General features: G+C 66.9%; 13 protein-coding genes. 5 read left to right on the forward strand and 8 right to left on the reverse strand.

All coding sequences use genetic code 11. The annotated features are described in order from the left end of the window. The first annotated feature begins 27 nt into the window (after positions 1–27). Positions 28–840, forward strand: coding sequence for an SDR family oxidoreductase (locus RM96_RS33215; RefSeq protein ID WP_039016003.1), 813 nt, complete (start codon positions 28–30; stop codon positions 838–840). Positions 841–942: 102 nt separating this feature from the next. Next, positions 943–1,917 carry a Bug family tripartite tricarboxylate transporter substrate binding protein gene (locus RM96_RS33220; protein ID WP_039016004.1) on the forward strand — a complete coding sequence of 325 codons (975 nt, stop codon included), beginning with the start codon at positions 943–945 and terminating at the stop codon, positions 1,915–1,917. A 12-nt stretch (positions 1,918–1,929) separates the two neighbouring features. Here RM96_RS33220 and RM96_RS33225 read toward each other — a convergent pair whose 3' ends face one another. The 4 genes from RM96_RS33225 to RM96_RS33240 form a co-directional block, all read right to left on the reverse strand. After that, positions 1,930–3,321, reverse strand: coding sequence for an MFS transporter (locus tag RM96_RS33225; protein WP_039016005.1), 1,392 nt, complete (start codon positions 3,319–3,321; stop codon positions 1,930–1,932). Between the two features lie 123 nt (positions 3,322–3,444). Beyond that, entirely contained in the window at positions 3,445–6,885 is a 3,441-nt protein-coding gene (locus tag RM96_RS33230) for an ATP-binding protein (RefSeq protein WP_039016006.1), read from the reverse strand. 23 nt (positions 6,886–6,908) lie between these two features. After that, complete coding sequence (locus RM96_RS33235; protein WP_039016007.1) at positions 6,909–7,556, reverse strand: response regulator transcription factor; 648 nt, start codon at positions 7,554–7,556, stop codon at positions 6,909–6,911. A 353-nt stretch (positions 7,557–7,909) separates the two neighbouring features. Beyond that, the gene (locus RM96_RS33240; protein WP_052279897.1) at positions 7,910–8,866 is read right to left on the reverse strand and encodes a hypothetical protein; all 957 of its coding nucleotides are present in this window, start codon (positions 8,864–8,866) and stop codon (positions 7,910–7,912) included. A 409-nt stretch (positions 8,867–9,275) separates the two neighbouring features. On the opposite strand from RM96_RS33240, the gene RM96_RS33245 reads away from it, so the two are divergent. Further along, positions 9,276–9,440, forward strand: coding sequence for an FmdB family zinc ribbon protein (locus tag RM96_RS33245; RefSeq protein WP_039016008.1), 165 nt, complete (start codon positions 9,276–9,278; stop codon positions 9,438–9,440). Positions 9,441–9,610: 170 nt separating this feature from the next. Beyond that, the gene (locus tag RM96_RS33250) at positions 9,611–9,865 is read left to right on the forward strand and encodes a hypothetical protein (RefSeq protein ID WP_039016055.1); all 255 of its coding nucleotides are present in this window, start codon (positions 9,611–9,613) and stop codon (positions 9,863–9,865) included. 73 nt (positions 9,866–9,938) lie between these two features. On the opposite strand, the gene RM96_RS33255 is transcribed toward RM96_RS33250, so the two are convergent. The 3 genes from RM96_RS33255 to folE all read right to left on the reverse strand — a co-directional run bounded on the left by RM96_RS33255 (position 9,939) and on the right by folE (position 11,634). Further along, positions 9,939–10,241: a nicotinamide mononucleotide transporter gene (locus tag RM96_RS33255; protein ID WP_039016009.1), complete on the reverse strand. Its 303-nt coding sequence runs from the start codon at positions 10,239–10,241 to the stop codon at positions 9,939–9,941. Between the two features lie 183 nt (positions 10,242–10,424). Further along, complete coding sequence (locus RM96_RS33260) at positions 10,425–10,868, reverse strand: BLUF domain-containing protein (protein ID WP_039016010.1); 444 nt, start codon at positions 10,866–10,868, stop codon at positions 10,425–10,427. A 28-nt stretch (positions 10,869–10,896) separates the two neighbouring features. Further along, entirely contained in the window at positions 10,897–11,634 is a 738-nt protein-coding gene (gene folE, locus RM96_RS33265; RefSeq protein WP_039016011.1) for a GTP cyclohydrolase I, read from the reverse strand. A 322-nt stretch (positions 11,635–11,956) separates the two neighbouring features. Here folE and RM96_RS33270 point away from each other — a divergent pair, with 322 nt between their 5' ends. Continuing rightward, a complete protein-coding gene (locus RM96_RS33270) occupies positions 11,957–12,145 on the forward strand; it encodes an arsenite efflux pump ArsB (protein ID WP_238587497.1) in 189 nt (62 codons plus the stop codon). 7 nt (positions 12,146–12,152) lie between these two features. Here the strand turns inward: RM96_RS33270 and RM96_RS33275 are convergent, their stop codons facing one another. After that, complete coding sequence (locus RM96_RS33275; protein WP_039016012.1) at positions 12,153–13,403, reverse strand: arsenic transporter; 1,251 nt, start codon at positions 13,401–13,403, stop codon at positions 12,153–12,155. Between the last annotated feature and the right edge of the window lie 48 nt (positions 13,404–13,451).

Consider the following 13,451-nt stretch of genomic DNA (forward strand, 5'->3'; position numbering starts at 1 on the left):
CTTAGCGACCTAGCAGGAGGAGACAAGATGGATATCCGCAACAAGACCGTAGTGGTAACCGGCGCCGCGACCGGTATCGGCCGGGCCCTGGCGCTGGCATTTGCGCAAGCCGGCGCGCGTGGCGTGGCGGTGGCCGATCTCAATGCCTCCGGCGCGGCGACGGTTGCGGCCGAGGTCCAGGCAGCCACCCCCGGCTGCGAGGTATTCGCCCACCAGGTAGACGTGGCGGACGCCGCGGCGGTGCAGGGCCTGGCCGACGAAGCGACGCGGCGCTTTGGCCAGGTCGACGTGTTCTGCTCGAACGCCGGCATCATCCTGCGCAAGGGCCTGGACGCGAGCGCCGACGAGTGGCAACGCATCTGGGAAATCAACGTGATGGCCCATATCCACGCTGCGCGCGCCGTGCTGCCGCAGATGCTGGAGCGCGGCGACGGCTACTTCGTCAACACGGTGTCGGCGGCGGGCCTGCTGTCGCAGATCGGCTCGGCGCCGTACGCGGTGACCAAGCATGCGGCGATCGGGTTTGCCGAATGGCTGTCGATCACCTATGGCGATCGCGGCATCAAGGTCAGCTGCATCTGTCCGCAAGGCGTGCAGACCAATATGCTTTTCGGCGAGAAGGGTGAACGCAAGGGCTTCCTGCAAGAGGGGTCGGTCACTGCCGGGCATGTTGCCGCGGTGACGCTGGAGGGCGTGGCCGACGAGCGCTTCCTGATCCTGCCGCATCCCGAGGTGCTCGAGTACTATCAGCGCAAGGGGCAGGACTATGACCGCTGGCTGCGCGGCATGCGGCGTCTGCATGACAAGGTGATGCAGGAGTTCGGCGGCATCGTCGTCTAGGCTGTCCCGATAGCGGGTGGCGGTGTGCCATCCCCAGGCTGTACAACGCAGTGACCAGAGAGCCGGCGGCCACGCAGCCGCCGGCCTTCCAGGAGACAACCCATGCGTGTCAGTTCCCTTGCCGCGGCGGCCCTCGCCGTTGCCACTGCTTTTGCCGCGCCGCTGGCGCAGGCGCAGGCTTATCCGTCCAAGCCGATCCGGATGGTGGTCGGCTTCCCCAGCGGCGGTGCGCCCGATACGCTGGCGCGGCTTGTGTCGGAGAAGATCTCGCCGTCGTGGGGCCAGCCGGTCGTGGTGGACAACAAGCCCGGCGCCGGCGGCAATATCGGCGCGGAGGCCGTGGCGCACGCCCCGGCGGATGGTTATACGCTGGCGCTGGGCACGGTCGGCACGCATTCGATCAACGGCTCGCTGTACAGCAAGATGCCGTACGACATGGTCAAGGATTTCGCGCCGGTGATCCTGATCGCATCGACGCCGAATGTGCTGGTGGTCAATCCCGAGGTGCCGGCGAAGAACGTGGCCGAACTGATCGCGCTGGCCAAGGCGAAGCCCGGCACGCTGACGTTTGGCACGCCGGGCATCGGCACCTCGCCGCATGTGGCCGGCGAGATGTTCAATTCGATGGCGGGCGTCAGGATCACGCATGTCCCGTACAAGGGCCGGGCCATGGCGATTCCCGACCTGCTGGGCGGCCACATCACCATGATGTTCGACAACCTGCCGTCGGCGCTGCCGGTCGTGCGCGAAGGCAAGCTACGCGCGCTGGGCATCACCAGCGCAAAGCGTTCGGCGTCGGCGCCGGATATCCCGACGCTGGCGGAGCAAGGGCTGCCCGGATTCGAGGCTGATTCCTGGTTCGCCATCTTCGCGCCGGCGAATACGCCCAGGGAAGTCGTGGCCAGGCTGAATGCAGAGTTCAACCGCATCTATCAGCTGCCCGACGTGCAGGCGAAACTGAAGACGCTGGGGCTCGATCCGATCCTCGGCTCGCCGGAGAAGCTCGCCACCTACCAGCGCGCCGAGATCACCAAATGGGCGAGGGTGGTGAAGGAATCGGGGGCGAAGGCGGAGTGATGATACCGTGGATCAGGCGTCGGGCTCGACGGCGCCTGCCGCCTGCCTGGCGCTGCTGCCGTCCCGCAGGCGGCTCAGGCTGATGACGGCTCCCAGCGTTGCCATGGTCATGGCGACATAGAGCGCAATGCGTGCCGCGCCGGTCTGGTCCAGGCTGAACAGCAGGGCCACCACGGCCGTACCCGTGGTCTGGCCCAGCAGGCGGGTGGTTGCCTGTGCCCCGCTTGCGCCGCCGCTGCGCTCAGGCGGCGTTGCGCCGATCATGGCGCGGTTGTTGGGCGACTGGAACAGCCCGAAGCCCAGCCCGCACATTGCCATGCGCCACGCAATGTCCAGGCTGGCCGCATCGCGCCCGAGCAGCGCCAGGCCGAGCAGCCCGCTGGCCAGCAGTGCCAGCCCGATGCCCGCCAGGATGCTGGCGGGGTAGCGGTCCGACAGCCGGCCGGATACCGCGGCCATGACCGCCACCATCAGCGGCCAGGGCGTGATCAGCAGGCCGGTCTCCTGCAGCGAGCGGCCGAGCTGGTATTCAAGGTAGAAGGGCAGCGCGATGAAGGCCAGCATCTGCGTCATGAACGAGCAGAACGATGTGCCCACCGCCAGCGTAAAGGCCCGGCTCGCAAACAGGTCCACCGGCACCAGCGGCGCGGTGCGGCCGTGCTGGCGACGCACCAGCAGCCAGCCCAGCACGACGGCGCCGGCAAGGCCGGCCACGCCCGCTGCCCGCATGCCGGCGTGGCCCATGCCATCGACGCTCAGGATGAACAGCCCGAACACCACGGCCGACAGCGCGGCGCTCGGATAGTCAAAGTCGCGTGGTTGCGGCGGAGTCTCGGGCAATGCGCTGCGGCTGAGCGCCAGCGCAAAGATCGCCACCGGCACGTTGACCGCGAACAGCCATTGCCAGCTTGCCAGCGCCAGGATCAGCGCGCCCAGCGAGGGGCCCACGGCAATGGTCACACCGACGACCAGCGCATTCAGGCCGATGCCGCGGCCCAGCCGGGTCGGCGGATAGATAAAGCGCACCAGCGCGGTATTGACGCTCATGATGCCCGCGCCGCCAATGCCCTGCAGCACGCGTGCCGCCACCAGCATCGGCAGGTTGACGGACAGCGCACATAGCAGGGAACCGACCAGGAAGGTCGCCAGGCCGGCGCGGTAGACACGCTTGTAGCCGAGGATGTCGCCCAGCGAGGACAGCGGCAGCAGGCAGACGGTGACGGTGAGCTGGTACGCATTCACCACCCAGATCGTGCTGGCCGGCTCGGCGCCGAGCTGGCGCGAGATCGATGGCAGCGCGATATTGGCGATGGAGCCGTCCAGCACGGCCATGATCAGGCCGCAGAAAACCGTGAGAATCGCCCAGGTGCGCTGGGGCTGGGGAAGGCCTTGATGTGGCTGCATGGGGGATACATTAACGACAATGCCGCGCCCTGAAAGCCAGGGCGCGGCGTCGCCATTATCGTCCCGCGTGGCGGCGCCCGCAAATCCGCCAATTGTGGTAAGGCAGATGGCCTGCCGCCGGTATCAGGCCTGCGCCTGGTCTTCCGGCGCGTACGCGCGCGCGCGGTCGTGGAACGCCTTGCCGGCTTGCCCGATGGCCGATGTCCACGGCTGCCCGGCCTCGCAGAGGTGCTCCAGTTCGCGGCATCGCGCCAGCAGGTCCGGTTGCTGCACGATCACCAGTGCGCCGGCGCACCGATGCGTCCAGGCGCGCAGCGCCTCCACATCCTGCCGCGCGAAAATGGCCTCCAGCTCCGGCAGGTCGGTCTGCAACTGCTTGCGCAGGATGCCGTCATAGCGGGCACGGTCGGCCGACGCCGTGCCGTCGGCACGATCCGGCGCGGGTGCGGTGTCGCTGGCGTCGGTTTGCGGGATCCGGATGGCCCGCAGGGCCAGCTCGAGGTCATTCAGCGAGGCGGGCTTGGCGACGTGGCCGGCGAAGCCGCGCCGTTGCCAGTCTTCCGCCTGCTCATTGCGCGTGATCGCGCTGAAGGCGAGTACCGGCAGCCCGGGGTGCGTTTCGCGCAAGACCTCCAGCAACGCATAGCCGTTCATCACGGGCATATGGATGTCGGTAAGCACCACGTCGATGTGTGCGGTCTCAAGGATCGATAGCGCCTGCTTGCCATTGCCCACCACGACAGGCTGGCATCCCAGGGTCTGGAGCTGCTCGGTGATCAGGGTCTGGTTCAGCGGGTTGTCTTCGGCCACGAGGACCCTGAGCCTGACGTCCGTGCGCGCGGAAGCCGTGGACTCTTCGGCCGCCGCCTCATGACGTACCGCGCCGGCAGGCAGTGTGCCGGTGCATGCGCCATCGAGCGAGGTCCTGACACAGGCCAGCAGGGCGCTGTGGCTGAATTCGGTGATTTCGAGAATGCCCTCCGCGCGCCATTGCGGACGATGCGGACCGTCAAGGGTGACCCAGACGACGGTGACGGGACGCAGTTCGCGCAGTGCTTCGAGCGTGCCCAACTCATACTCATCCGTGGCGACGATGAAATGCGGCAGGTTGAAGCGCAGGTACTCCTGCGCGGCCGCCAGCGAGCCCAGCACATTCGCACGCCAGCCTGCCGCGGTCAGCCACGCCTTGAGGTACTCGCCGGATTTCGCGTCCTGGCAGAGCACCATCACGCTGGCGCGATGGCCTGTGTCGGGCACGGCTTCCTTCACCGGCAGGGTGGCCGGCTCGACCGGAATCGAGATGGTGAAGGCGCTGCCCACGCCATGGACGCTTTCCGCGGAAATGCCGCCGCCCATGAGTTCACAGAGCCGCGCGCAGATCGACAGGCCGAGGCCGGTGCCGCCATAGCGGCTGGTCGTGACGGCATCGCCTTTCACGAAGGGCTGGAAGATGCGTGCGACCAGCGAGGCACGCATGCCGATCCCGGAATCGCTGACGCGACAGGTCAGCATGTGCCTGCCCTGCGCATCCGGCGTGATCTCCGCGCTGAGCGTGATCCGGCCGCTGGCGGTGAACTTGAAGGCGTTGTTGAGCAGGTTGTTGACCACCTGCATCAGGCGTGCGCGGTCGCCGGAAATCTCCACATCCAGGGTCGGAGACAGGTGCAGGTGGAAGCGGATCGGCCGTGCCGCCACCATCGGCGCATAGGTCAGCGCGAGGCTCTCGAGCGCGTCGACCGGCCGGAACGGCGCGTTGACCAGCTGCAGCTTGCCGGCATCGATCTTGGAGAAATCCAGGATGTCGTCGACGATGCGCCGCAGGCCTTCCGCCGCTACGTCGAGCGCGCGCAGGCGCGCGGCGTGGGCTTCGAGTCCGGGGCTGCGTGCCAGCAGCTCCAGGTTTCCCAGCAGTGCGTTCATCGGCGTGCGGATCTCGTGGCTCATTGCCGCGAAGAAGTTGGAGCGCACCCGCATCATCGCTTCGGTGGCCTGCTGCGCGGAACGCAACTGCTGCTCCAGCGCCTGCTGCGCGGTGAAATCCTGGACGGCGCAGAACAATACCTTGTCGTCGCGATAGCTGGCCGGCGCGTAGGTGATCTGCAGGAAACGCTGCGACGGGCCGCCTTCCTGGTCCGGCGACGGTTCGCCGTCAGCGGTGCCCGGCGGCGCAGGAATCGTGAATCGCGCGATCGACGCAAACTGGCCATTGCCGGTATGCGCGGGCTGCTGCGCGAACGCTTCCCTCGCGGGCGGCGGCAGGACATCCCTGCCGTGCAGCCCGAGCAATGCATCGGCATGGCGGTTGGCGGTCAGTATCAGGTGGTCGCGCTGGCGCACGATGCACAGTCCGATCGGCGTGGCGCTGACCAGGATGTGGTTCATCATCTCGCTCTCCAGCGCGCGCGAAGCGTCGGCGTGCGTACGGCGCAGCAGCCTGCCGTTCCAGTAGCGGGCGGTCAGGACGATGGCGGCGATCAGCAGCAGTCCGACTCCGAAAATCACGGCCAGGTCCGGTGCCAGCGCCGTGACCAGCATGTGATAGGGCAGGTAGTAGACCAGCGCGCCGAACTCCGGTCTCAGTGATTGCACCAGCAGTACGCCATTGCGGGTGTAGTGCAGCGTGTCGCGCGAGACAGACCTGGCGCGTGGCAGCAGGCTTGCCACGGCGTCGGGCGGTACCGGGCCGGCTTGCGGGGAGATGTCGATGACTTCGCCGCTTTCGTTGAGCAGTGTCAGCAGCGCGGGTTCGCTGGGACGGCTGAGTTGGGCCAGGAAATCGCCGGCGGGAATGCTGGCGGCTACCAGCATGGCCGGCTTGTCGCCCGCGTAGGCGGCGCTTACGGCAATCATGACTTTGGCGCCGGTCAGCGGATCGCGGGTAGGGCCGACCCAAACCTGTTCGTCCCGGCCAGGCACCCGATGGCCGGTGTGGTTCCTGACGGCCTGCACAAGGCTGCTGCGCAAGGCAGTGACAACACCGGGCTCCGCGGCCATGCGGCAGTCCTGGGCCAGTCCGGAGAGGATGATCCCGGTGTCTTCTTCCAGTGAAACGGCATAGGCGCAGTGATCGAGCCGGAAGGCCTCCTGCGTGGCCATCACACCCAGTGCGATCTGTCTGAGCCGCGTGAGGCGGGACGGCAGCGTCGCGGCCCAGGCGCGGCGCGCGCCCTCGGATGCGAGCAGCTGGTAGGCTTTCCCCACCTCGTCCATCGGGACCGTGAGTGCGCCGGTCGAGGCGAACTGCCGGATTGCCGCGTCGCTGAACGGGTTGATGTGAGGCGACTGGCGATAGTAGCGAACCGTCAGCAGGGCGCGCCGCAGGAACGAGGATTCGTTCTGGAGCAGTTGCGAGATCGACGCGACATACTGCGTGACATGGCTGCGCCGGTAGTCGAGATGCCGGTCCGCGGCAAGGCCGGCCAGCAACGCGCCCGAGAACAGCACGATCGCAATCAGGATGGCAATCGTTACCGAGTAGAGATGTTGCTGTCGGCGCGCGTTTTCGGCCAGCGATTCAAAGGCACTGGCCAGCGACTCCTGCGTTTGGTCGAGAATCTGCTGCATGGGAGAGGTGTTTCGGGTCGGATTCAGATCAGTCCGTTCTCGTAGGCGTAGCGGATCAGGCTGGTGTTGGTCTGCATGCCGAGCTTGCGCATGGCCACGGTCTTCTGGCTGGAAACGGTGCTGACGGAGCGGCCGAGCTTGGTGGCGATCTCGTTGAGCTGGAAGCCCTGTGCATAGAGCCGCACCACCTCAAGCTCGCGCGCCGTCAGGTCGGTCATCGGCGCTTCGGCCAGCGCGGCTGTGTCCAGGATCGCGCGCACCGACGGCGAGTAGAACGTGCCGTTGCTGACCGTGACGTGCACGCAGGCCCGTACGGCTTCGTCGAGCTCGTCCTCCTTGCTGACGAACGCGCGCGCGCCGAGCTTCACCGCGCGCCGGATGATCGCGGCATTGGACTGCGCGCTGAGGACGATGATGTGGGTCTTCGGATGGCGGCGGGCCAGCCGGTTGAGCAGGTTGAAGCCGTCCAGCGCTGCGTCGCCGTGCCCCATGCAGAAGTCGGTGATGGCGATGTCGGCAGGGTGCCGGTCGAGCGCGCCGATCAGCTCGCTGCCATTGGTGCATTCGCAGACGACTTCGAAGCCTCCGGCCCTCTGCAGGCAGTCGCGCAGGGCGACGACTACGAGAGGATGATCATCTGCAACGGCAACGTGTATGACTCGGTCGTTCATGCCTCGATTCCTTTTTGCTGAGTGGGGATGCGCGCGCCATGCGCTGTCCGGGCCGTGGTACGTGGCGCGGCGCGGGCGGGCAGGGGGGTGGGAGAAGCCGGGGGAGTGACTGGTGCAGCCGGCGCCGTGGCGGCCGGTGAATGCCTGGTAGATAGCGACATTGCGCAGACTCTCCGGAAATTGGGAATGGCAACCGGTGTGGGCCGATTGCCCTGGGCCATGCGCCACCACAAATCCCGAATTCTGGCTATCTTCTGCGTGCCGTTGAATAGTATTTCGGCTAGATGTCGACTCGGCTTGAGTGCGGAAATTTCCTGTGGTGGCAGCCGTTTGCGATGTCCGCTTGTGGCGTATCAATGCGATCGCCAGGCCGATGTGCCAGGGCCCGGGCGGCGCAAGGCGCTGGCCTGCGCGCCGAGCGCGTCGACGAATGCGCGCAAGCGTGGGAGCGCCTCGCTCGCACGCGCGAGGAATGTGCGGCATCTTTCGGACTGGGCTGGCGCCCCGGCGTGCGGCAGGGTGGCCGCGGGGTGGTGGAAGGCCGGATGCGACAGCAGCCAGGCGGGGATTTCGCGATGTCCGCGCAAGCGCAGCAGCATCAGCAGTTCGACGGACATCGCCTGCTCCACCGGGTGATCGAAGTCGATGCGGCTCCTGTCGGCGGCGTGGCGGGAATGCCGGATGTGGCGGTCGGCAAGCCGGAGCATCGGATCGGCGATGGCTGCCTCGTCATCCTGCCAGTGCGCGACGACCCGGGCGAGCAGGGCATCGTTGCGCTGGAAGACCGGCCGTGCGACCGGCACGCCAAGGGCAGAGCCGGCCACCGCCAGGATCATGCCGGCCATGCCGCTGACTGCCGGCCGCTCCGCTTGTCCCGGGTGCCGGGCAAACCAGTTGCGCAGGGCGAAGGCGGCCAGCTCGCGCCAGTCCAGCACCAGCAGCATGGCGATCTGGAACGCCATGTCGTGTTCATAGATGTGGTGGTGTCCCGGGCTGTCCCAGAGCGCCTTGTGCAGCGCAAGTGCGTGTGCGCCAGCGAGGCCTTCCACCACACCTTGCCGCAGGTCCGGCCAGTCCATGCCGGGAAAGGCGCCTGACGTGGCGCGCGCGATGGATTGCATCTGCTGCTGGCGGCCCAGCCAGAACAGCGCGCGCGCAGCGCGCGGCAGGGGCATGGCGGAAGGGTTCGTCAGGAACGCCTGGAGGGTGTCCTGGTAGATGCTTCCCAGAGCCGCGGCTTCCGCTTCGGCGGTGACGAGGACGGACTGTCGCGCGTGCTCGGCAGCGAATGAGGGCTTGATTTTGGCCATGACGTGCTCTCGGTCGGATGCGTAGGTGCGGCGACAATAAAGGGGCGGGTGTCCGCGGGTCCATCGCTGTTGTCCGAAATGCACTTGAAGTTGTCCTGGCTCATATCAGGGCGTCGCGGCATCAGGTCGGAATTGCCGTTTTCATTCGGGAGAGGCCAGAGGTGATTGGACTTCGGGCCGGCATCGCACCCTGGCTGGCGACTTCGGTTCGATGATCTGTCGCGATCTGCCGTCATCGATGCGCAACCGCGTTGCGCGTGGACAGTGCCGGCGCTGCAGTGCAAAAAGATGTCGTGGCGAATGTCACGGCTGCGGCGCCGCTGTCCTAGAATGAATCTGCCACGCAGCAGCCGCGCCCGGACGGAATGCGGTCATGCGGTCAAGCGTGCGCACCGCGTGGAGGAATGCCATGCCTGTCTACCAGTATCGCTGCGAGAAGTGCGGACACGTGTTCGAGCATACGGAACACCTTGCCGAGCATGCTGCCGCACACCCGAACTGCCCGAACTGCGGCAGCCAGGCCGTGCAGCACGCGCCAACGCCATTTGTGGCGAAAACCGCGCGCAAGAGCTGATTGCGGCAACAATAATTTTGAGTGTGGGGGTCGAAGCGTCTGCGCCAGCCGCAGGCGCAAGCACTGACATGCTGTCCCGGCGGCATGCGAGGTTTCTGCATTGCGCATCCCGCGCAATGCACGCTCCCGCTGCGCGCATGCGGCGATCTCAAGACCTGACGGAGGATGCCATGGCTACGAGACCGTTTTCCCTTTTCCCGCCCGAGGAACAGCAACAAGTCGCGCAGGTTTTCAGCCAGGTCGGACTCAGGCCCGAAGACTTCGAGATCTCGGATGACGTGAACGGCGCCGCCGCGCGTCGCATCAGTGTGCGCCGTGTCTCCACGGACGCCACCAGCGCCTACGAGGCGGGGCCTGGTTCGGAATGGGTCGAGGAATTCGAGAGCGATCTCGAATGCGGCCTGTTTGGCCGGGTGGCGGCCTAGCGGCCCAGTGGACTAGCGCCGCGGATGCCCGTCGGAACGAAGGAAACGACAGGAACCGTGGCGCAATGCCGGATCAGGCGGCGGCAGTGCCCGCTGCCTGGTGCTGGCGGTCAAGCTGGCGGTGATACGTGGTGTGGCGATAGAGCCCATAGAGGCTGGTGGCGGTAAAGCCGAGCTGCTGCACGAACAGACCGTAGGTGCCGGTCACCAGCGCGAAGATGCTCCAGACGATATTCGAGCAGAGATAGGCAATCCATCCCCAGCGCGACGCCTTGTTGTGCAGGGCGACCAGCAGCGAGCCGCTCATCGCGAGCGCGCAGCCCGACCACTCCAGGCCGTTGAGCAGATTGGGAACGATTTGGGGCGCGAGATCCATTGTCGCGTGTCTCCTGTCTATTTTGTGTTCATTTTTTGCATACAATCGAACGCGAGCTTAGCGCGGAAACGGGCTGTATGCAAGTGTTCAGGCGGAAACAGGAAGATTGGGCGCGCGAAAGCCGCTGTGTCCAGCGGGACGTCGGGCGGGAGGCGGGGCTGGCTTGCGCCCCGACCGGACGGATCAGTGCCGGCCGCGCTCGCCCCCGCGCGCGACCACCGAGGCGCCGGCGATCAGCTCCTTGAGCAGCGCGAGCGATGCCAGCCCGGAGGTACGGTAGGGGTCGAGTTCGGCGCGCGCCGAGAACTTCAGCAACGTGGCCGTATTGAGCCTGGCGGTATTGACCTGCCCCATCGCCCAGCCGGAGAAATCCCGGCCGCAGATCTCTTCGAAGTGCAGCAGCACCACGTCATGGTGGCGCGGGTCGCGCGTGATGGCCTGGTACAGGTGCGAGACTTCCTGCCGGTCGCCTTCGAGCGCCTGCATGAAGATGCCGTTGCCGTGGCACAGCACGCCGGTAATGCCATGGCGCGGATTGCGTTCGAGACTGGTGGCCAGGATGGCGTCGAGCATGGCCGCGTCGATCGGCTCGCGGGCGCGGCTGGCATAGAGCAGGCGAACTAGCATGGTCGTGGCGGCGTAGGTTTAGCTGCGTTTAGCTGCGGTTGAGGTTCAGCAGCGTCAGGAATTCGCGGCGCAGGCTGTCGTCCTTCAGGAACGAGCCGCGCATCACGCTGTTGGTCATCTTGGCGTCGGTATCCCGCACCCCGCGCCAGTGCATGCAGAAATGCTCGGCTTCCATCACGATGGCAAGCCCGTCGGGGTTCATCTTCTCCTGCAGCAGGTCTGCCACCTGCGCCACCGCTTCTTCCTGGATCTGCGGGCGGCACATGATCCATTCGGCGAGGCGCGCGTACTTGGACAGGCCGATCAGGTTCGAATGCTGGTTGGGCATCACGCCTACCCACAGCTTGCCGATGATCGGGCACAGGTGGTGGGAGCAGGCGCTGCGCACGCGCATCGGGCCGACGATCATCAGCTCGTTGAGCTGCTCGACGTTCGGGAACTCGGTGACGGCCGGCGGTTTGGCGTAGCGCCCTGCGAAGATTTCCTTCAGGTACATCTTCGCCACGCGCCGTGCGGTCTCCTGGGTGTTGTGGTCCTGATCCACGTCGATCACCAGCGCGCGCAGCACGTCTTCGAGCCGCGCCTGGACTTCTTCCTGCAGCGCGTCCAGCTCGCCCGGCTCGATATAGCGGGCAATATTGTCGTTGGCGTGAAAGCGCTCCTGCGCGGCCTGCAGCCTTGACCGGATGCGGGCCGATACGCTGTGGGCCGGATCGTCGCTGGCCGGCGTTTGCTTCGCGCGGTGTGCCGCGTCCTTGTTCGTCATGGATGGCAGCTGTGAGGGAGGAGGGAGATATGCCCGGAGGCGCCGCGCACGGGCACGGTGCGCCGGCTTCACTATATGGCAGATGCATGGGCGTCACAACCGGCGGCGCAGCTTCAGGCGCCTGCCACGGCACACCGCGCCGCGCTTCCGTGAATTGTTTGTGACATGGCTCAAGAGACCCTGGCGTCGCGTCGATATGCGCAGATAATGCGATGACCGGCGCGCCAGCAATACCAGCAAGACGCCGGCAAAGGAATCGTCCGGGCGCGCAGCCGCATCGGGCGATCCCGCCCCGCGGGGCTATTTTTTCCGGGACCAGCCAGTGATCTCGCCGATTGCTTTTCCCTGCAGCAGCCTGCTGCTGCTCTATGTCGCGACAGTGCCGTTGCCACAGGCCACGGTGGAATCCGGCGTGGTCGAACACCATGGCAGCGCGTCGCGCGCCAATGCGCCGCGCCTGCGCTGGGAGCCGGCACTGGAAGCGCGCGGCGGCTCCAACAGTTTGCGCTAGCCTGCGTTCAGCGCAGCACCGCCAGCGCCGGCAGCATGGCCAGCGGCATGACGACTGCGCCCAGGCGCAGGAACTGGCCGGCGCTGATCATATGGCCGTCGCGCCGCAGCGCGGTGAGCCATAGCAGCGTGGCCAGCGAGCCTGTCACCGACAGGTTCGGCCCAAGGTCGATACCGATCAATACCGCCCCGGCGACGGCGTCCGAGGCATGCCCGGCCGCCAGCGCCGACGACGCAATCAGGCCCGCGGGCAGGTTATTGGCGATATTGCCGGCCAGCGCTACCACGGCCCCGATGCCCCACAGCGCGCCTACGCCGTGATGCTGCGACAGCGCCCGCACCATTGCCGCCAGTTGCCCGATCACCCCGGTCTGCTCCAGCGCCGCCACCAGCACGAACAGGCCGGCGACCATCGGCAGCACGCCCCATGAGACCTCCTGCAAGGCCGGTACAAACAGGCTGCGGCGCGTGGCGCAGACCAGCAGCAGCGTTGCTACGCCGGCGGCGCAGGTCGGCCAGCCCAGGTCGGTGCCGTTGAACGAAGCCACCAGCAGTGCCACGCCCGTCAGCACGATGCCAAGCGCCGTCAGCCAGGCCTGCAGCGACAGCGGCGGCACCGGCACGTCATGTTCGATCCGTTCGGCCAGCGCATGGCGCTGCGTCCACCAGAGCGCGGCCAGCGTTGCCAGCACGGCCACTGCCGACGGCAGTGCGAAGCGCGCCAGCCAGCCGGCAAGCGGCGGCATGCGCTCGCCGAAGATGACCAGGTTGGCGGGATTTGAGATTGGCAGCACAAAGCTGGCCGCGTTGGCGATAAAGGCGCAGGCGTACAGGTAGGGCAGCGGGTTCTTCACCTTCGCCGCCCGGGTCGCGGCCAGGACGGCGGGTGTCAGCACAACCGCCGTGGCGTCGTTGGACATGAACGCCGTGACCAGTGTGCCGAAGCCATACACCAGCAGGAACAGCCGCCGCGCCGAACCGCGCGCCTGCCGCACCGCGAGCGCGGCAACGTGGTCGAACAGCCCGGTCTTGCGGGCCAGTTCGGAGATCAGCATCATCCCCGCCAGGAACAGGTACACGTCAACGCCGCGCGCCACTGCGCCCAGCGCATCGGGCACCGCCAGCAAGCCGGTCACGCAGAGCAGCAGTGCGCCGGCGACGGCCCAGAAGGGCTCGGGCAGGCGAAAGGGGCGCAGCAGTACGCCCGCCGTGGTGAGGGCGGCGACCGACCAGATCAGCGTAGCGCTGTAGCTCGACATCCTTGTTCTTCTCGTATGGAAAGCAGTGCGGCGCAAACGGGCGCCGCG

It is taken from the genome of Cupriavidus sp. IDO, from assembly GCF_000812465.1.
In the GTDB taxonomy this organism is placed as follows: Bacteria; Pseudomonadota; Gammaproteobacteria; order Burkholderiales; family Burkholderiaceae; genus Cupriavidus.